A 20,188-nucleotide genomic window follows, 5' to 3' on the forward strand; every position below is an offset into this window, starting at 1 on the left:
GGGCTCGCTGTGGCTAGCGTTGTGTCGGAGGCCAATTGCGAAAAATTCATGGGGATTCTTCTGCCGAAAGATCAGAGGGAGGAAACCAGATGGCCGCCGTGGGCAGCCGGCACCGCGCCGGTCATGAAGGTCGAGAGTCGGGAACAGGCGTGCGCTTGCCGGGCAATCTTCAGTAGTTGCCAAATCGGACAACGGGATTATGGTTGGCAACGCGCCAGTCCGCCTCATTCGATGGGATGAAATGTGCTGCGCCCTGTCCGGTCTGCCGTTTCGGGACGGCCCGAATTCATCCCATCGAACGAGGCGGACTGCACACGGGTTCACCATACTTCCCCTGCAACTTCCGCCACGCTGAGTGACATCGGTGCGCGTGGCGCCGAAGATCGACCGAATTCGCAACATGGAGACAGAACACATGAGCGCCGAATCGCTCCAGCTTCAGTATTCGATGGATATCCCCCTGCTCCTGTCCAACCTTCTGCATGGGGCAGCCCGCCACCATCATGAATCGGGCATCGTCTCGGTCATTGACGGCATCACCCATCGCCATAGCTACGCCGATTGCGAGCTTCGCGCCCGCAAGGTTGCCCAGGTGCTGGGCGAACTGGGTGTGCAGGTCGGCGATCGTGTCGGGACGCTGGCCTGGAACGACCATCGCCACTACGAGCTGTACTTCGGCGTCAGCGGCATGGGTGCGATCTGCCACACGATCAATCCGCGCCTGTTCCTCGAACAGATTCTCCATATCATCAACGATGCGCAGGACCGCATCGTTGTATTCTCGCCAGACTTCCTCCCGCTGGTCACACAGATCGCCGACCAGTGCCCGAGCGTGATGCAATGGATCATGCTCGGCGAGCCGGCCGCCGGCATGCATATCGGCGGCAAGCAACCACTGAACTACGAAGCACTACTCGCCCGGCACGACGGCCGCTACGCATGGCCGGTCCTCGACGAGCGCAGTGCTGCTTTCCTTTGCTATACCTCGGGTACCACTGGCAACCCCAAGGGCGTCGTCTACTCGCACCGCGCCACCGTATTGCACGCCTACGCGTGCGCCCTTCCCGACTCACACAATGTATCGGCCTGTGAGGTCGTGATGCCGGTAGTTCCCATGTTCCACGCCAACGCCTGGGAAGCGCCGTTCTCGGTGACGCTGACCGGCGCGCGCCTGGTGCTACCCGGCGCCAGGCTCGATGGGGAGTCCCTGTACCGCCTGATCGAGGCCGAGGGCGTTACTTTCGCCATCGGAGTGCCGACCGTCTGGTTCTCGCTGCTGCGTCATATGCAGGACCGCGGGCTGCGCTTCAGCACCCTGCGCCGCCTGCTACTCGGCGGTGCGGCCACGCCTCCCGCCATGATCGAAGCCTACGCCGAATTGGGTGTCGAGCTATACCAGGGCTGGGGCATGACGGAAACGGCCGCGCTGACGACTTGCGCGCAGCCGCTTCAGTCTCAGGCGGCGTTGCCTCCCACTGAACGTCGCAAGGCCATTTTTGCCACTGCAGGTCGCATCGTCGCGGGCGCCGACATGCGCATCGTGGATGACAACGGGCAACCGCTGCCCTGGGATGGTTCTGCCGGACATCTCCAGGTGCGCGCTCCATGGGCCACCGCTCGCTACTTCAAGGCCACGGAAAGCGCACTGCAGGATGGCTGGCTGCCGACCGGCGATCTCGCCCAGATCAGTAGCGACGGATTCATGCGATTGACTGATCGCAGCAAGGACGTCATCAAGTCGGGCGGCGAGTGGATCTCGTCGGTCGAGATCGAGAACATCGCTGCCGGCGTGCCGGGCGTGCAGGCTGCTGCCTGCATTGCAGCCAGCCACCCCAAGTGGGGAGAGCGGCCGCTACTGATCGTCGAGTTGAAGCAGGGCAGCGAACTGACCGAACAGGAAGTCTTGCAGCACTTCGAAGGCAGGATCGCGAAGTGGAGCCGTCCGGATGCCGTCCTGTTCGTCGACAGCATTCCCCTGACGGCAACTGGGAAGCTGTTCAAGCTAAAGCTCCGCGAGCGCTACGGCAATTACCTGATGAACCGGCTTTGAACTCTCTCGGCATCGCAATCCCCTTCTTCACGAGACCAAGATGAACGACGCCTTCCTGTACGACGCCGTGCGCACGCCGCGGGGCAAGGGCCGCAACACCGGTGCATTGCACGAGATCACGCCGGTATCGCTTGCCGCGCAAACGCTCCAAGGGCTGCGGGACCGCAATGGATTCGATCCACGCGTGATCGAGGATCTCGGCCTTGGCGTGGTCATGCCGCTCGGCGAACAAGGTGCGGATCTGGCACGGACGGCGCTTCTTGCCGCAGGCTATGGCAACACCGTGCCCGGCTACCAACTCAACCGCTTCTGCGTCTCCGGTCTCGACACCGTGAACCAGGCCGCGGCCGCCATCATGGCGGGCCGTATCGAGGCTGCCATCGGTGGTGGCGTGGAATCGATGTCGCGAGTGCCAATCGGCTCCGATGGCGGCGCCATTTATACCGATCCGGCCGTCACGCGGCGCTATCCGTATATGCCGAATGGCGTGGCGGCCGATCTGATCGCGGCGCTGGAAGGCCTGACGCGTGAGGACGTGGATGCCTACGCGATGGAAAGCCAGCTTCGCGCCGCACATGCCCGTGCGAAAGGCTATTTCTCGAAGTCGCTGATCCCCGTGCGCAACACGCTCGGCGAGGTTGTCCTGGCGGAGGATGAAGCCATTCGACCCGGCACCGCCATGGATGATCTGGCGAAGCTGGCTCCGGCGTTCGCCGCGGCTGGCAAGCAGGGATTCAACACCATCGCATTGCGCCACTATCCTCACCTGGAGGACATCCCCCACGTTCACACCAGCGGCAATTCGAGTGCGATCGTCGACGGTGCCGCCGCGGTACTGGTCGGCAGTCGCGGCTTCGGGGAGCGCACCGGGCTCAGGCCGCGCGCGCGGATCCGTCATTTCGCGTCGGTTGCCAGCGATCCGATCATGAACCTCGGCGGCCCGGTACCCGTCACCCGCAAGCTGCTTGCGCATTGTGGGCTCGACATTGGGAACATCGACCTGTTCGAAGTCAACGAGGCATTCTCGGTTGTGCCACTTGCCTACCAACGCGCCTTCGATATCGATCCGGACAGACTGAACGTCAACGGCGGCGCGATTGCGCTGGGACACCCGCTCGGTGCGACCGGGGCGATCCTGCTCGGCACGCTGCTGGACGAACTCGAGCGCCGAGGCTTGCAACGCGGCATCGTCACACTCTGCGCTGCCGCGGGGCAGGCCACTGCCACCCTGATCGAACGGATCTGACGAATCGCTGTCCCTCTGACTCCCCACGAAAATGAACACCATTTCCCTTACCGTGGACGCGCAGGGCGTAGCCCTCGTCACCATCGACTGCCCTGGCCTGTCGGTCAACGTATACACGGACGAGTTCACGCAGCAGATGCGTGCTGCCATCGACCAGATCCACAAGGACCCGGCAATCGTGGGCGCGGTGATCACGTCGGGCAAGGATGGCTTCATGGCCGGTGCCGATCTCAAGGCCCTGAGTGCGGCCATCGACGCTGTCATTGGCGGCGGTCCCTTGGCGGCACCACGCTTCGATACCGAGAACCAGTTCATGCGCCGTATGGAGACCGGTGGCAAACCGTTCGCGGCCGCAGTACATGGCGCCGCGCTCGGCGGGGGCCTTGAGCTGTGCCTGGCGTGCCATTACCGGGCCATCTCCGACGACCCCGCCAGTATCATCGGGCTGCCCGAGGTCAAGGCCGGCCTGCTGCCCGCCGGCGGCGGCACACAGCGCCTGCCGCGCATGATCGGTATTGAAGCCGCGCTGCCGCTGCTGCTCGACGGCAATCCAGTGTCCGCCACCCGTGCGCTGGAACTCGGCATCGTTGACGCGGTCGTGCCGCGCGACAATCTCGTCGAGCATGCACGCCAATGGGTGCTTGCCAACCGCGATGCCAGCCAGCCGTGGGACCGCAAGGGATGGAGCATTCCAGGCGGCGCAGGGGCGCTGGCCGGACACGCCTCTCGCAGCTTCTACGCAGGCGTGGCACAGGTTCGCAGCCGCACTCAGGACAACTACCCCGCCCCGCTTGCCATCCTTTCGGCAGTCTATGAGGGAACGCAGTTGCCGTTCGATCGCGGTATGGCGGTCGAAGCCCGCTACTTTGCGCAGCTTGCATCCGACCCGGTGGCGCGTAACCTGATCCGCACTCAGTTCGTCAATCGCAAACGCCATGAAAGGCTCGCGCACCGGCCCTCCGGCGTGCCCGCGTCTCAGGTCTCCAGACTCGGCGTGCTTGGCGCTGGGATGATGGGCGTCGGCATCGCCTATGCGGCAGCTCACGCCGGGCTCCCCGTTGTGCTGCTTGACGCTTCACGGCAACAGGCCGATGACGGCAAGGCGCGAGCCGTGGACATTGCCAGGCGTGCGGGAGGAGAACAGGCCGCAGTGCGCTGCGAAGCCCTGATTTCAGCAACTGCCCGCTACGACGACCTGCGCGACTGCGACTTCGTAATCGAGGCAGTTTTCGAAACACGGGCGATCAAATCCGAAGTCCTGGGCCATGTCTCCGAAGTACTAGGGAAGAACGCCATCCTGGCCTCCAACACCTCGACACTGCCGATTACCGGCCTGGCAGACTATTCGGATCGGCCCGAGCACTTTATCGGCATGCATTTCTTCTCCCCGGTGGAACGTATGCCATTGCTGGAAATCATCATCGGCGCGCGGACTTCGCGGGAGACACAGGCGCGCGCAATGGATCTTGCCCGCCTGCTGCGCAAGACACCGATCGTGGTGAACGACAGCCCCGGCTTCTTCACCAGTCGTATCTTCTGCACTTATGTCGATGAAGCGATGGCCATGCTCTCGGAAGGCATCAGTCCGGCACTGATCGAGAACGCGGCCCGCATGGCTGGCATGGCGGCCAGTCCACTGGCCGTGCTCGACGAGGTGTCGCTAGATCTCCAGCAGCGTGTGGTCGACCAGGCCAGGGCCGACGGGTTGGACAATCGCTTTCTGCGCAACCATGCGCGCCCCGTGATCTCGCGCATGAATACACTCGCTCGGCTCGGGCGCAAGTCCGGGGGTGGGTTCTACGATTATCCGGCCGGCGGCCGCAAGCGGCTCTGGTCCGGCCTGTCCGATGTTTTTCCGTTGGCATCGGACCAACCCGACGTGGAGATCGTCAGACAGCGCCTGCTCTATATCCAGGCGCTGGAAAGCGTGCGATGCCTCGATGAAGGGGTGATCACCGCGCCAGCCGACGCCGATATCGGCGCCATCCTCGGGCTGGGGTTCCCGGCCTGGACGGGCGGGCCGCTGTCGATGATCGAGACTGTGGATGTGAGCGCCTTCCTACACAGTTGCGATGCGTTGGCTGCTGCTTATGGTCCGCGCTTCGCCCCCCCGGAATCGCTGCGTGAGCGCAGCACGGAACGGCAAGTGTTCTACAGGAACACGAACAACTGAGCCTGCGGGGCAGGCGACGCGGTGCCGAGGGAGTTCACTTTTCGGGCTATTGCCCGACACCAGACACTGAACAGGGGGCTGCCGTCATGGCGGCCGCCCCCTGTGCAGAAGATCCGCCAGACTCAATTGGTGTGCTGCCCGTCGGTGTACGGGTTGTACACGTCCCGCACTGAGGCACAAGTGGAGTATGGGCCATAAACGCCTTGCGTTGACCCATAGGCGAACTGCGCAGCTTTGCCACTACGTAGTGACATCGGTTGCGAATCGGGGTGGCTAACCATAGTGGTAACGGTGGAGGTGGGGGTAGCGATAGCCGCAGCCGAAATGGCCAAGGTGGCGAACACGACCGCACCGCACAAAATGCGTTTGGCGATCATTTTCAGACTCCTTCGTGAATAGACATCCTTCTTCTTGAAACCACGGCTCCCGTCCGCTCCGCAGCGGACCCCGGTACAGGAGAATTCAAGTCTAGTCGCTCGCAAAAACACCGGCAATCAAGTCATCGCCAGCACCACTGGTGCGAAATGAACGTCCAGAGCAAGCCGCCTTTGCCAAACAACGAACCTTCGAAGGCTGCTGAAGCCTGGACAAAGATGGAGATCATTGATGAAACCGAACCGACAAGGCGGCCCCCTGTTCGGGGTCCGCATACTCGAGATCGCGGGTATTGGCCCTGGCCCATTTTGCGGCATGCTGCTGGCCGACCTGGGTGCCGATGTAGTGGTTGTCGATCGCATCGAGCCCAACGCAGAAAACGTATAACTGGGCAAATTTGCGTTAATGCAGCGCGGCAAAAGGTCAATAGCGATCGATCTCAAAACGCCAGACGGCGTCGACACCTTGCTGTCGCTGGTTTCGCATTGCGACGCCCTGATTGAAGGCATGCGTCCCGGCGTGATGGAGCGGCTCGGCCTCGGGCCAGACGTTTGCCTGCAGCGTAATCCACGACTCGTCTACGGGCGCATGACAGGGTGGGGACAGCATGGCCCCCTTGCACATACCGCCGGTCATGACCTCAATTATCTCGCGCTTTCCGGTGCCCTTTGGTACGCCGGGCAGCCGGGCCAGCCCCCATTGCCGCCTCCCACATTGGTTGGCGATATCGGCGGCGGCGCCATGTATCTCGCGGTAGGTCTGCTCGCCGGAATCATGCATGCTCGTGCCACCGGAACTGGGCAGATCGTTGATGCGGCCATCGTCGACTGCAGCGCGCATATGACCACCCTTCTGCTGGCGCTTCAGGCCGCAGGGAAGATGCACACCGATCGCGGCGAGAGTTTGCTGGATGGCCCGCACTGGTACAACACCTACCGATGCGCAGATGGCGCGTTTATATCAGTTGGATCGCTCGAGCCAAAGTTCTATCGGGAACTGTGTCGCCGGCTCGGCTTGGAATCAGACCACGCTTTTGAAGACTGCTATACCGCCAGCGCATGGCCAGACCTACGCATACGGCTTGCGGCGCTCTTCGAAACGCGCACGCGCTCCGAATGGTGCGAACTCCTGGAAGGGACCGACGCATGCTTTGCACCAGTGCTAACCCCTAACGAAGCAGCCGAGCATCCACACATGCAGGCGCGTAATGTCTACAGGGTTGATGATGGCGTGCTTCAGCCAAATCCCGCGCCACGCTTCTCCGCCACTCCCCCCTCCAATCCCGGGCAGATACCGCAGCGCGGGGGGCATACAGATACCGTCCTTCGCGAATGGGAGGACCGCCAAGGCAAGCAGTAGTCAGTCTAGCCATTGCGCTCCACTCGAGATATGCGATTCGATGTACGCCCTTCAAGTGCATGCGCGAGGAATGCTTCAATCAAAGCGAACAGCACGAGCCAGGCAATGCAGCGCCGGTAACGCCGCGGCGCCTCACAAGCAACAGTTCGACATTGCGAATTCAACCGGTGGATACAACGGCTTGAACAAGTCGTTCGGACAGCCCTTGAAGCCGAGAAATTTGTGCGCCGTTCATTGTTTCACTCATTCCAGCGTGGGAATGACCGGTTTGCAATGAGCTTCAGTCGTCCGCAGCGTAGAGCGCGATTGGCAGAGAAGGGTCGAAAGCAGAAGCTTGACGCGTCAGCGAGGTCGGCGACCAACGAAATTCTTGGTTGGGCCATCAGCGGCCGCATGCAAGCGGCCGGTTTCGGGTTCACGAAGAGTGCCTGCCCATGATTGGCCTGCGAAGGTTGGTTCGTGAACAGGTTCTCAGGATGGTGCGCCAGGCAAGCCAGGGTAGTAGCTTCCAGCGGCCATGCCGCCATCCACGGAAAGTTCGCTGCCATGGCAATACGACGCCTCGTCACTGGCGAGGAACAGCGTGGCGCGGGCGACCTCGTCCGGATGGCCTACGCGCTGTAGAGGCACGTTCTGATAGCCCTTGTTGACTTCCTCCACGGATGCGCCGGTGGGGTTGGACATGACAGTATTCACGCCGCCCGGATGAATCGAGTTGACGCGCACACCGTGAAGACCCAACTCCAGTGCCGCGGCCTTGGTCAACCCGCGCACGCCCCACTTGCTCGACACATAAGCAGCGAGCGCATTGACACCGCGCAGCCCGTCGACGGAGGAAATGTTGACGATGGAACCGGCCTGCTGCCGCTTCATCACCGGTGCAACCGTACGGATGCCCAGGAACGTACCCACTAGGTTGATCGCGATGACGCGCTCGAAATCGCGTTTCGACAACTCGGTGATACCGCCAAACACAAGCACAGCAGCGTTGTTCACCAGCACGTCGATGCGGCCAAACGCCTCGACCGTCTCCGAAACCAGAGCTTCCCACGCACTCTGATCGCTGACGTCAAGCTTGCAAAAACGTGCGGCGCCCCCCAGTTCGCGAGCCAGCGCTTCGCCTTCGGCCTCCAACACGTCCGCAATGATGACATGCGCCCCTTCTTGCGCGAAGAGACGGCATGTCTGCGCACCCATACCGCGAGCGCCGCCGGTAACAATAGCCACCTTGTTGTGCAATCGATTCATGTTGTACCTACCCCCAGTAAGCCTGTCCGCCATCAAGCGGAATCGTCGCGCCCGTCAGGTACCCCGCCTCTGCGCTCACCAGGAACGCCACGGCTCGGCCGATGTCCTTCTCGCAGTCGCCGACGCGTCCGAGCGGAATCGTCTTGAAGAAGGCCGCGGCCTCTTCCGGGCGCTCTGAGACCCACCCGGCCATGCCAGGCGACATCGCATGCGGAGCGATGGCGTTGACCCGAATGCCCGTGCTGCCCCATTCACACGCGGCAGCACGTGTCAGCGCTCGTATGGCTTCCTTGACCGCCGCGTAGTGTCCGTAGCCCGATGCGTCCCATCGCACAGCAGCAGACGACACACAGTTCACTATCGATCCATCTCCGCACAGATGCGGATAGCAGGCGCGCATCATGCGCATTGTGGCCAGCGGCCCTGAGTCTATGCCCTGCATGAACGATTCATCCGTCACCTCCAGTAGACGCCCCAGGGGCACCACCTGGGCGTTGTTGACGAGTACCTGAACACCGCCGAAGTGCGCCACAACCTGCTCGACGCAATGCTCGATGTCATCCTTTAGCATCACATCGCACACGAACGGGTGCGCCTCGCCGCCGCGTCGGCGGATCTCAGCACATGTGTCGTCCAACTTGCCGGCAGTCCGCCCCACCACAGCAATGCTCGCCCCCTCGGCAGCGAGAGCGTAGGCAATGCCTTGCCCTACGCCCTGGCCCGCACCGGTGATCAACGCCACCTTCCCCTTCAGCCGGCTCATACCCGTCCCCCTTCCCTATCCCACGCGGATACGCTTTCGTTCGCCGATGCTCTGCTCATAACGCCCAGTCTCCTTGGATCGATTTACGCCACCATTTGCGTTCTCGCTAAGCTACTGTCGGTGCTTGCCCAAGAAATCGTCTGTTCAGACTACGAGGTGACGCCGTGCGGCGTTCGGCTATGTGGAGTGCGATGGCGAGATCCCATGGCGCGCATCCGGCGCCGGGAACTGGCGAATCTCAGACGATGGGCGTTACTGCGGGAAGGTCGGCTACAAGTGGTACTCCTGGCCGACGATGGTCGAATGGTGCCGATTCTTTGCCAGGATGCCGGACGGCACCTGGATATTGAAGTCCGTTGCAGGCTATCCCGACTGGACCGTCCGCCTTACGACCAAAGGCAATCACGAAAAGGCGGACTAGCCACAGCCGAGACTGGATGTCCCGTCTCACAGTAAGTTTCCGGATGAGCGTCGCAGCGAATCGACATGCGGAGGGATGAGACGAGCGGTGTCTGAAATGCGATCAGATGCAGCCGTGACTGGTCGCCGTCTTATAGCACTTTTTCCCGCCAGGGCCTTCTACGACACCCTTGCCGTTCATCGTCTTCGCCTCGCCTCCCTTGTTGGTCTGGGTCGTCCGCACACCATTCTGGTTTTCCTGGGATGTCCAGGCTGCGCCGGTGTTCCGGTTGTAACCTCCGGCCGTCTGCCCGTTACCGCACACGGTTTCACCACGGGCATTCTTCGTGCATTCCGCAGCAGACGCGTTCGCGGAGAGCAATACGCATACGAATATCACTAGAATCCTCATGACTTTCTCCTGCAGTTCCGGCGAGGTTCAGTCCAACGCGAATCGGATGCAAAAGAGTCTAGGTCTTTCTAGAGTGTTTTTCTTCCCCGGCTAGCACCTAGGCGCCTCGCCGGCCGCGTGCCACCGAGGGGAACGCTGCGAAGCAACGGCTTCTTACCGACGGCGTCATCGGCGAAATCACGGCAAGGCACCACAGGCTGAGTCGCTCAGCGTCGAGCAGTCTCAAAAAATATGACGGATGCCTGCGGCAACGCCGAGCATCGACGTCTGTCCGGCCGCTGGCGCATAGCTGTTGTTCAGAAAAAGGCTTGCCGCAAAGCCGGACGCTGCCGATTCAAGCATCAATCCGGCGTTCCGCGCGTAAGCCGTGGACAGATAGAGGTCCGTCCTCTTGCTCAGGCTATATCTCGTCATGAAAATCAGTTGCCATGGATTCGTCACGGTAGCGTTACCGTTCAGGCTCCGAATCTTTTCGTAGTCATACTCAAGCGTCAGCTCGACGGCTGGGGTCAATTGGTAATTCGCGCCCAACCAGTAGTAGTCATCGCGCAGGACTGTTGAGCCATTCTGATCCTTGTTTTGCCCCCAGCGATACCCACCCATTACCTTGGCTTTGTCATCGAACGTATAGCTTGCAGCAACCGCTGCGCGCTTATCGGTACCACTGCCCTGAGCGATTGACGGGTTGTACTGATCGTAAGCCACCGTGAAGCCGAACGCGCCGGGCATATAGATCAGGGCTGCACCATACCCAGTGTCATCGCGGAACCGCCCGGGCGTCTCGCCATTGCCGCCGACCATGACTTGCTGCGCAAACGGACTGGTAGGAGGCAAAGTCAGGCCGACGCCGAATGACCAATGGGCAAGCGCTGTCACTGGCCCTGCTGCGGCCGCGTACTGGACTGTATTGTTCTCCCGGAAGTTCGGACCAGCGATGACTGCGATCGGTTCATACTGAACGGCGTAGCTGGCAGGCATGAAATTGGCCAATCCCAGAAAGAGGGACGTGTACTGTCGTCCAAAGGTCAGTTGGCCGAAGCTATTGCTGCGCAGCCCGACGTAGGCCTGTCGATCAAATAGTGTGCCTGGCATTTCCAAGGCGCCGGTATCAGCCTGGAACCCGCTCTCCAGTACAAAGAGCGACTTCATCCCCCCACCCAGATCCTCCTCTCCCCGTAGACCCCAACGTGAGCCAGCTACGCCGCCAGTGTTCATACGGACAACGCTATGTCCTTGCCCTGAGTTGTAAAGATTCGTTGGCAACGGCACCGTGCCGACCCGATTGACATACTCGATGTTGGTGTCCACAACACCGTATAACGTAACGCTGGACTGCGCGGATGCCGGTACTGCGCCAAGCGCGAGTACTGCGGACATGACTGTACGAACTCTCACTTTCTTGTCTCCCAATGTAGTAGTTGTACTGCGTTGTTTGCGTTGTTAGCCCGAGCGGGGCGTGCTCGGGCAAGTTGATGTCAGCCGACGGTGCGCAAGTCTGGAGGCAAGCCTTCTGGCACGTGGCGACGCGCGCCCAGCATCGCGAGCGATTCGCTCACGACGTCGTCAAGCGCTTCGAGAGGGCCATCGTGCAGCACGGTGCGATCAGGGCGTACGACCGCGATCCAGTTGACAGGCGCGGCGCCCGGCACAAGCTGGTTCGACATGTCTTCCCACGAATGTCCGCCCTGCCCTTCGTGCGCCTCCTGAGGCCCCACGGCTTGTCCGCAATGACGCAGCTGCACGATGTTGCCGCCGGCCTGCCGCCAGGCCGCCAGAAGCCTCCGGCTGAGCAGTGGCGTGGGATCGCAGCCGAATCCCAACAGCACCAGCCGCGCACCAAGCGCTTCGTCGCTCGGCATGATGGGCGCGCCCGGGCCGCGGCGCACCAGCCCTTGCGGCAGCAGACCGCCGCGCACCAGTTTCGCGCGCGTCTTGCCTTGCTGGAAAAGGCCGTGCTTGAACCGCGCGGGCGGCTTGATCTTCAGGTCCTCGAAGAAGGCCCGTGCCCATGGCATGCGCTGCATCAGCGTCATCGCGCCATGGACACCAAGCGCAGTCAGCCGATTCTGCGGCATCACCAGCTTCCCCATCATCAGCGCGAGGTTGATGATTGAGCGGGCATGCGGACGCCGCTCGGCGTCGTAGCTGTCGAGAATGTTGGGCGTCGCCCTTTCCTGCACGACCCAGGTAAGTTTCCAGCACAGGTTTGCCACGTCGCGCAATCCGGCGACGAGTCCTTGCCCAACAAAGGGCGGCGTGATATGCGCAGCGTCGCCCACCAGGAAGGCACGTCCCTTGGAGAAGCGATCGACGATGCGTGCGTGGAAGCGGTAGACAGCCGTGCGTTCTATTGTGATGTCTTCCGGCTTGCACCACGGTGCGAGCAACTCACGGATCTTTTCCGGCGTTTCCATCTGCTCTCGCGTCTCGCCGGGCTGAAGCATGAATTCCCACCGTTGCCTGCCACCGGGAGCGACCATGTGCGGCGAGGGCCGGCGCGGGTCGCAATGAAATTCGATATGGTCAATCGGGTTCGGCACATTCAGGGCATCGATGATCAGCCAGTCCTGCGTGAAGGTCTTGCCCTCGAAGCCAAGACCTGCATGGCGTCGCACAAAGGAGTTGGAGCCGTCCGCACCGACGATGTAGCGAGCACGTACGCTGGCCGTATCACCACTGGCGAGGCGTATGGTGGCGCTCACCGCTTCCCCGTCGTCGTCAAAGCCGGTCAGCTCGGCGCCGAGCGCGAGGCTCACACAGGGATAGCGGCTCAGTCTCTCCCGCAAGGCGCGCTCGAGGTCGGGCTGGTAGAACGTGACCAGGCGCGGGTGGCCGTCGAGAGTGCCGGCCGTGTTGGCACGCGCATATTTGCCAAATAACGGCGAATGCATCTGCACTTTGGCAATGGCCAGCGTTTCAAATGCACCTTCCTCGAGCCCCGCCATCTGCAGAATGCGCAACGCTTCGTTATCGAGCGCGATGGCACGGGGCGCCATGAAGATTTCCGCAGCTTTGTCGATGGCCAGGGTGCGGATGCCATAGCGTCCCAGCAGATTGGCTGCAGTGGCCCCAACCGGACCCAGGCCAACCAGCAGGACGTCGACCTGTTCGGGTAATGTTGTGTTCATCAATGTGCTATTCATGAGCGTGTTCCTCCACCGGAGGGGCGCGGCGCTTTATGCCGGGCGGCTGAAGTCGAGGGGGAACGGGAACCGTCCAAGCAGGTCTTGCACGCGCGCCTCCTCCACAGCGGCGCACTGGACGAAGGCGACGGTCCCGCGCTGGAGATCCGGCCCTACACGCACGCGGGCGGCAATGCCGGCCTGGGTGAGGAGCTCGCGAAATACTTGCTCGGCCGCGCGCATGCGCAACTCCGCCCGGGCCACCTTACCGATGGGGGTCAGCGGCATCTCTTTAAGGATGTCGATACGCACCGGCATGGCTGCGCGTTCCGGCATAAGATTGCGCGTCGCCACCAGCAGTTCGGCAGCGGCGAGGGTGCATCCCGGCTTCAGCGTGACGTAAGCGACGGGCAATTCCCCCGTGTGCGCGTCAGGCTGGCCGACAGCAGCGGCCATCGCCACGTCCGGATGCTGCAGCAGCGCGTCCTCGATCATTGCCGGATCGATGTTGTGGCCGCCCCGGATAATCAGCTCCTTGGCACGGCCGGTCAGATGCAGGTAGCCGTCCGAATCGAGGTGACCCAGGTCACCGGTATTGAGCCATCCCGGATTGAGCCAGATTGCGTGATTGTCCGACTCGCGCAGGTAGCCGGGAAACACGTTGGGGCCGTGGATGCCGACGACGCCGTTTTCGCCCGGCGCGCACTGCTCCGTTGCATGGCCCGTGCCGTCGACCTTCCAGATGCCGATCGCCTGGTGGGGCAGGCGCAAGCCGACCGTGCCGAGGCGGCGTTCTCCCATTGGGGGATTGAGCGTCGAGACGCACGCGCCTTCGGTGAGCCCGTAGCCCTCGTACAGCGGGATGCCGGCGGCGGCTTCGAAGCGCCGCGCGACCTCTGCCGGCAGCGGTGCGGCGCCACAGAAGGCGAAGCGCAGCGAGCCAATGTCAGCGCCATCACGCGGCAGATCGGCCAGTGCGGCATAGATGGTCGGCACGCCGCTGAAGCTGGTGGCGCGGAACCGTTCGACCAGCTTCCAAAAGTTCGGCATCACGCCCGGGCCGCGATAGCCTGCGGGCGTGAGCATTACGACCTCCGAGCCGCCCCAGAACGCTGCCAGGCCGGTGACCATCGCGCCGTTCACATGGAACAGCGGCAGCCCGCACAGGATCGTGTTGGACGACGGCATCATCGCATCGAGCATCGTCGCGACGAAGGCTTCATTGAGATGCGAGTGCGTTGCGACTTTCGGCAGACCGGTAGTGCCGCCGGTGTGGAAGTAGGAACAGATGTCGGTCGCTACGATGCGGCGCTGCGAAACCAGCGTGTCCGATGGCTCCCCCGCCAGCGCGTGATCGAAATCGACGATTTTCACCTCAGGGCGGCGTGGCCTTGGAGCGGCGTCAAAGATTGCATCAAGTCGCGCGCGCTCCGCAGATGGAAGATACGGCGCGACACTGACAACGAACAGTGTCCGCACTGACGGGCAGCGGTCGGCCACTGCGACGGCCTTGTCCCAGAGCGCGCTGTCCGCCGCAGGAGCGCAGGCGACTAGCGCCTGCGCGCCGGTCTCGTCGACGATGGCAGCGATATGGTCCACCTCCAGCATCGGATTGATTGGGCTGGCGATGCCCGCTGCCTGCGCACCGAGCAAGGCGTAATGAGTTTGTGGCAGATTCGGCAGCAGCAGTGTCACCGCCGCGCCGGCGGTGACGCCGACGCGATGAAAAGCGTTGGCCGCCTGCGTCACGCGCGCCTTGAGGGTCGCGTAGTCAACCGCGAACGCAGGCGCGTCCGCATCCCCGGTCATGATGAAGCGCAGCGCGGTCCTATCCGGATGCCGGTCGCAGGCACGGCACAGCAGTTCGTAAGTATTCTGGACGGGCAGCTTGTCCTGCCATGGCGTGCGTTCGAAGGCATCGATGTCGGCCTGGGTCTGGATGGCCCCGGAACATGTCCCTGGGCTGTAGGTCGAATCGGGCATGCTTGTCTCCATGTGTGGTCTTGTTTTCTTGTCAAAGTTGTCCGGGGAGCAGGACGGCCCGACCGAGCCGCCGCTCTTTGACGTGCAGGTACGCTTGTTCGGCCTGTGCAAGCGCAAAGGTCTTCACCGAGGGCGGCGTCAGCGCGGCAGCGCAGTGGGGCAGCGACCGCAAGGCCGACGTATTCGGGCGGAATACCGTCCACCCATAGCGCGCACTTTTTGGCTTCACGCGGCGTTGGTCACGCTTGTCAATCAGCGTGGCCACGCCTCCCGCCAGCAGGCCCAGTCGATCGAAATTGCTGAGCAGCGGATGGACCGTGGTTGCGTGGCCGACTGCGTCATGCGCGAGCACCCGCAGCAGGCTCGCTTCATCCTCCCAACTGGCGAAATTCAAGGTGGCGGCGAAATGCCGCGGCAGAGTCGCCAGTGATTGACGGTGTCGATCGACTAACTCCGCGGCCCCTCCGGCGCGACAAGCCTCAAGTCCTTGGCGTCCGCCAATGGCAGTAACTATCGCGCCCAACCCGTGCAGCAAACGGACTGCAACTTGGCCCAAGCCTCCGGTCGCACCGTGTACGAGCACGTGGCGTCCTTTTACCGTCTCACGGGAGATCCCGGCATCGGCGAACGCGCGTATCACGGTCAGGAAGTTGTATGGCAGCGTCGCCAAGGCTGCTGCCGGGACGTCCGGCGGGCTAAGGCAGACATGCTCCGCGCGCACCGTTACATGCGTGGCGTGCGTACCTGCGTTAGACGGTGGCTTGGCGCCGAACACTGCATCGCCTTCGCGCAGCCCAGTCACGCCCCGACCTACCGCGCATACGGTCCCGGCAAAATCGTTGCCAAGCACAAGCGGCATGCGCGCCGCCCCCAATAGCTTGAAGAGCGTTCTACCGTAGCCGTCGCGGCGGCGCACGTCGATGGGATTGACCGCTGCAGCCTCCACTCGTACCACGATCTCGCCGGAAGCAGGCACAGGGCACGGTACCGGGCGCAGCCACAGCGCAAAGGCATCGCCGAAGCCATTGATGGTGGTAAGAATGGCGGTACTCATGCGGCCACCACCTGGTTGCGCTGCTCGCCGAGGTCAATGGCGCAGTCATCGGTCCGGATTGACGCTGTCACGATGTCGCCCGGCTGCAGGTAAGTCGGGTTCGACAAACCTTTCTTGATGAAGGCACGCCATTTCGCGGCCTCGGACAGCACATGCCGAGACACCCACATCGCCAGCTTGCCCGGCGCCCGAGCGGCGCAGCCGGCCGGTGTGCCGGTGGCAATCAGGTCGCCGGGTTGGAGGTCGTGCAGGACGGACAGTTCTGTGAGCGTCTGGTGTGGCTTGAATATCATGTCACCGCAATAGGCTTCCTGACGGGGCTGCCCGTTGACATGCAGTCGCATATGGAGCTCGGGCCATCGCCGCCATTCTTCGGCGTCCAGCAGCACCAGGTAAGGGCCCACCGGGCCAAAGCTGCGGTAGCTCTTGCCCTTGTAGAACTGCGCCTGCGGCAGCTGGATGTCGCGCGCGGAAATGTCGTTGACAATGGTTACGCCGGCGAGGAACTCGTGCAGTTGGTCCGGCGCGACGCTGACCGCAGCGGTCAGCGGCTTGCGCATCACGAGGCCCAGTTCGATTTCATAGTCGAGCAGGCGCACATGCGCTGGCCGCACCACGTCGGCGTCGGCGGGCGCAAGGCAGGACGGAGCTTTGGTAAACAGCGTGTTGAAGCCGATCTTGTCCGGGTCCATGCCGGACTCGCGCACATGGCTGGCGTAGTTGATGCCCTGACACAGGAACTGGCGATCGGGAGTGATCGTTGGCAAAAGGCTGACACCATCGAGCGGCAGCGTGGCTTGATCGGCTGTGCTGCGCCACGCGGCATCGAAGCCGTTCGCAACGAAGTCGGCGGTGCTGGCGCCGCCGCAGGACAGGGGCGCGATGCGACGGTCGTGGACCACGCCCCAGCGGGCCTCGCCACCGTGAAAATATCGGACGACCTTGACGGCCATTTGCTCTCCTTGAGATGTGGAATTCGTAGGGGGATAGGAGCCCAGGCTTAGAGCCAGGGACGCGCCTGGGTCATCGCACGTCCGAGCAGCTTTAGCCGCGCAGCGGACAGCAGGCCGCGGCGTAGCAGCCGAACGACCCGAAACACCGTGGCGAGATCGCGCTTGACACCCATGCTGGCGGGCACATCGTCACCCCATGCCCAGATCCCGGACATTTCCAGAGGCACGTAGTGGGTTTCATGGTCGGCGGTGAACACATCGCCGTCGGTGTAGTGCTCGAACTCCATGCCGTCGGGATCGAACCAGTAATCGAACAGCTGGCTGCCGAGCACATGGCGGCCAATGCCCCACATATGGCGGTGGCCATTCGCGCGCATTACGTTCTGGCCCTGACCGAGCGCATCGAGGTCGAGGACTTCGTATGCGCTGTGCTCGTACTTCTCCTCGATGCCACCGGCGAGAACAAATGCGTGATGGTCCGAAGGCGTGCTGCCTAGGTCCAGGCGGAAGAAGCAGAGATTTGGGGATCCGTCTTCCAGATACTGAACATCGGTCGGGATCAAGCCGAGATGGCGCATATACCAGCGCGCCATGCGAGGAAAGTCGATGGTCTGGAGTACCACGTGGCCGAGCTTGACCACGGCGGCGGGCTCCAGCGGAGGTCGAACGGTTGCGTTCACGCGCCGAAGCTTGCCCGGGCCGTTGGTGAGCGCATGCAACGGTTCCCGCAACGGCTGCGGGTCGACCGGCTGCTGACCGGTCACCAACCATAGAAGGTTCCCGGCTGGGTCGATCAGTTCGACGCCGGCTCCACCGCCTGGAATCGAGTCCGGCGGCAGTCGACGCGCGTTGCCCGTAGCCTCAAGGCGGGCCAGATCATTCTCGCTGCTCACTGTAAAGGCTGCGCCAAGATAGCGCGGACGCCGGCCTTGCCGCACCATTAGCAAGCAGGGCTGGGCGCCGGCGCCGCGCATGAGCAGTTGACTGTCGGTGCGCGACACGCAGCGCATACCGAAATCCGTCAGGAACGTCTCTGTTGCGCACAGGTCGCGCTTCTCGAACATCAGAAAGGCAAGCGCCTGGGCCTTAACCAAGGCCTCTGGTCGTTCGAGCTTTTGAACGAAGGCAGGCAGCGCGCTTTCGGGGAAAGCCGGTGGTGTGCGTAGCACGCTGCGGGGCTGGCGGGTCATGGCGTCTCCTGGAATTAGCCGGGCGTCGCCAGATATGGCGCCCGACATTTTTGTGACGTGATGATCATCATGACGTCGCATTCAATATGAAATGAACAAACGGAATACTGTCGACGTCGCCTTGCGGCAAAGGCTTCGCCGTTTCATTGGCTTCATAGTAGTTTATTTGTCAGGATGACGTATATGTCGTTAACACCTAGGGGCGCAAAAAAAGCGGGCTTGTCGCCCGCTTCGTCGTGCACAATGTGCGAGGTGTTTCACGTCTAGCGATCAAGGGACTGCACGCCCGCCGCTATCTCGGCCGCGGTTGCGGCGAGGATCTCCCGATATGCATTCACCACGCCATCCACTTCCCCCGGCGCCGGCACCTCCTTTTCAGTGCGGCCGCTCAGAACCTTGCCGTCCGGCAGTCGCCGTACGGACCAAGTGATGGTTGCCGCGGCCTGCTTGCCCACATCGGCGTCGAGGCTTACCACCTCGGTCGTCACGCGATACGCCCGCTGTGTCGCCGACAGTCCATGCTGGTAGAAATCGACCGCATCAAGGCTCGATTGCAATTGCTGCGACAGCGCATCACGCAGTTCGTCGGGCAACGGAGACGTCCAGCGCGATGTGTCGAACACCTTGATGCCACCGCTGGTACCGTCACGCAACACCAATTGAGGACGATTCAGGCGCTCTGGCACACGCACCGGCGTCACTTCGATCCATAGCGGGCCTCCTGTCCGGCTAGCTCGCCCGGCCGTCGAGGCGCCCGTGGGACTGGCAGCCAGCGTGTAGTAGTGCGGTTCAGGCGACGCACAGCCGTTCATCAAGGCCGTGGTCGCGACGGCCAGTGGAAACAGTATCGTCAGTGGTTTCATCATTCCGCTTCCCTTTTGCCGCGAAGAAGTGCTTCCGGGTGTCGTTCAAGATAGTCGGTGAGCGTGCGTAGCGAAGCGGCTGTTCGTGTGAGTTCCTGCATCATCCGCCGCGTGTCCTGCTGCAGTGACGCGTCGGGCGCCAGCGCGCCATTGGCCGTGGCGAGCGTGCGGCGCGCATCCTGCAGCGCTGCCAGTACCTCCGGTGCCACATCGCCATTGACCTGTGCGACCAGTTTGTCCGCGTTGACGAGCATCTTGTTCATCGACACCATCGCCGTGCGCGCGTCCTGCCCAATCTGGTCGAACGGGACCTTGCCGATCTTGGCCACGATGTCGCCGAGCTTGGCTTGAAGTTCGTCGAAGCCGCCCGGTGTGGTCGGAAGTTGCGGAGGCGAAGCGTTCAGGTCCAGATCAGCCGGCAGAGGCGCCTTCGGAAAGAAATCGAGTGCCACATATAGCTGGCCGGTCAGCAGGTTTCCGGTGCGCAACTGCGCACGCATGCCGCGCTGGACCAGGCTATGCACGATGGCGAGTTTGCGCGTGTCGTCAGCCACGTCCTTCTCGAGCAGCCCCATGCGGGACGGATAAAGCTCCACCACCACGGGCAAGCGGAATGCCTTCTTGTCACGTTGGTATTCGATACCGATTGAGCGCACCTGCCCAACGGTCACCCCGCGAAAATCGACCGGCGCACCTGGAGACAGGCCGCGCACAGACTGATCGAAGTTGAGCACCGCCAGCGCAGGGGCGAGCTCCTCCGGTTCCCTCATGGCTTCGGACTGGTCCGCCGCCAGCAGGAACTCGGTGTTCTCGACGGCCGCGGTGTGGGCGATGGAGTGCTCCGGAGCCTGGAAGGCAACGCCGCCAAGCATCACGGTGACCAGCGACTGCGTGGACAACTTCAGCCCGTTGGCGTCCAGCTTGAGGTCGACGCCACTGGCGTGCCAGAAGCGTGTATCAGCGGAGACGAGCTTGTCATAGGGCTTGTCGACAAAGAC

The 20,188-nt window shown here is 62.6% G+C and carries 14 protein-coding genes and 1 pseudogene; 4 read left to right on the forward strand and 11 right to left on the reverse strand.

The genetic code is table 11. The annotated features are described in order from the left end of the window. The first annotated feature begins 415 nt into the window (after positions 1-415). The 4 genes and pseudogenes from B552_RS0103810 (at position 416) to B552_RS27105 (ending at position 7,203) form a co-directional block, all read left to right on the forward strand. Positions 416-2,050: a long-chain-fatty-acid--CoA ligase gene (locus B552_RS0103810; protein WP_019447681.1), complete on the forward strand. Its 1,635-nt coding sequence runs from the start codon at positions 416-418 to the stop codon at positions 2,048-2,050. 40 nt (positions 2,051-2,090) lie between these two features. After that, complete coding sequence (locus B552_RS0103815) at positions 2,091-3,296, forward strand: acetyl-CoA C-acetyltransferase (RefSeq protein WP_019447682.1); 1,206 nt, start codon at positions 2,091-2,093, stop codon at positions 3,294-3,296. A gap of 31 nt (positions 3,297-3,327) precedes the next feature. Further along, complete coding sequence (locus B552_RS0103820) at positions 3,328-5,469, forward strand: 3-hydroxyacyl-CoA dehydrogenase NAD-binding domain-containing protein (protein WP_019447683.1); 2,142 nt, start codon at positions 3,328-3,330, stop codon at positions 5,467-5,469. A 606-nt stretch (positions 5,470-6,075) separates the two neighbouring features. Further along, positions 6,076-7,203: pseudogene (locus B552_RS27105) on the forward strand (CaiB/BaiF CoA-transferase family protein). 471 nt (positions 7,204-7,674) lie between these two features. On the opposite strand, the gene B552_RS0103835 reads toward B552_RS27105, so the two are convergent. From B552_RS0103835 to B552_RS0103890, 11 genes are all read right to left on the reverse strand, one after another. Further along, the gene (locus B552_RS0103835; RefSeq protein ID WP_026035294.1) at positions 7,675-8,451 is read right to left on the reverse strand and encodes a glucose 1-dehydrogenase; all 777 of its coding nucleotides are present in this window, start codon (positions 8,449-8,451) and stop codon (positions 7,675-7,677) included. 7 nt (positions 8,452-8,458) lie between these two features. Next, positions 8,459-9,214: an SDR family oxidoreductase gene (locus tag B552_RS0103840; RefSeq protein ID WP_019447689.1), complete on the reverse strand. Its 756-nt coding sequence runs from the start codon at positions 9,212-9,214 to the stop codon at positions 8,459-8,461. A gap of 523 nt (positions 9,215-9,737) precedes the next feature. After that, a complete protein-coding gene (locus tag B552_RS0103850; protein WP_019447691.1) occupies positions 9,738-10,025 on the reverse strand; it encodes a hypothetical protein in 288 nt (95 codons plus the stop codon). A gap of 222 nt (positions 10,026-10,247) precedes the next feature. Beyond that, entirely contained in the window at positions 10,248-11,402 is a 1,155-nt protein-coding gene (locus B552_RS0103855) for a porin (RefSeq protein ID WP_051003520.1), read from the reverse strand. A 98-nt stretch (positions 11,403-11,500) separates the two neighbouring features. Beyond that, positions 11,501-13,168, reverse strand: coding sequence for a bifunctional 3-(3-hydroxy-phenyl)propionate/3-hydroxycinnamic acid hydroxylase (locus tag B552_RS0103860; protein ID WP_019447693.1), 1,668 nt, complete (start codon positions 13,166-13,168; stop codon positions 11,501-11,503). Positions 13,169-13,201: 33 nt separating this feature from the next. Next, the gene (locus B552_RS0103865; RefSeq protein ID WP_019447694.1) at positions 13,202-15,130 is read right to left on the reverse strand and encodes an acyl-CoA synthetase; all 1,929 of its coding nucleotides are present in this window, start codon (positions 15,128-15,130) and stop codon (positions 13,202-13,204) included. A gap of 31 nt (positions 15,131-15,161) precedes the next feature. Next, positions 15,162-16,184: an alcohol dehydrogenase catalytic domain-containing protein gene (locus B552_RS0103870; protein ID WP_019447695.1), complete on the reverse strand. Its 1,023-nt coding sequence runs from the start codon at positions 16,182-16,184 to the stop codon at positions 15,162-15,164. Further along, on the reverse strand, positions 16,181-17,137 hold the full coding sequence (locus B552_RS0103875; protein WP_019447696.1) for a fumarylacetoacetate hydrolase family protein: 957 nt from the start codon (positions 17,135-17,137) through the stop codon (positions 16,181-16,183). The genes B552_RS0103870 and B552_RS0103875 overlap by 4 nt, the downstream gene beginning before the upstream one ends. 47 nt (positions 17,138-17,184) lie before the next feature. After that, complete coding sequence (locus B552_RS0103880) at positions 17,185-18,327, reverse strand: VOC family protein (protein ID WP_019447697.1); 1,143 nt, start codon at positions 18,325-18,327, stop codon at positions 17,185-17,187. Between the two features lie 263 nt (positions 18,328-18,590). Then, positions 18,591-19,193: a PqiC family protein gene (locus B552_RS0103885; protein WP_019447698.1), complete on the reverse strand. Its 603-nt coding sequence runs from the start codon at positions 19,191-19,193 to the stop codon at positions 18,591-18,593. Then, a partial coding sequence (locus B552_RS0103890) for an MlaD family protein (RefSeq protein WP_019447699.1) occupies positions 19,190-20,188 on the reverse strand: 999 nt, incomplete at its 5' end. The genes B552_RS0103885 and B552_RS0103890, both read right to left, overlap by 4 nt.

The organism is Cupriavidus sp. BIS7 (assembly GCF_000292345.1).
Taxonomy (GTDB): domain Bacteria; phylum Pseudomonadota; class Gammaproteobacteria; order Burkholderiales; family Burkholderiaceae; genus Cupriavidus.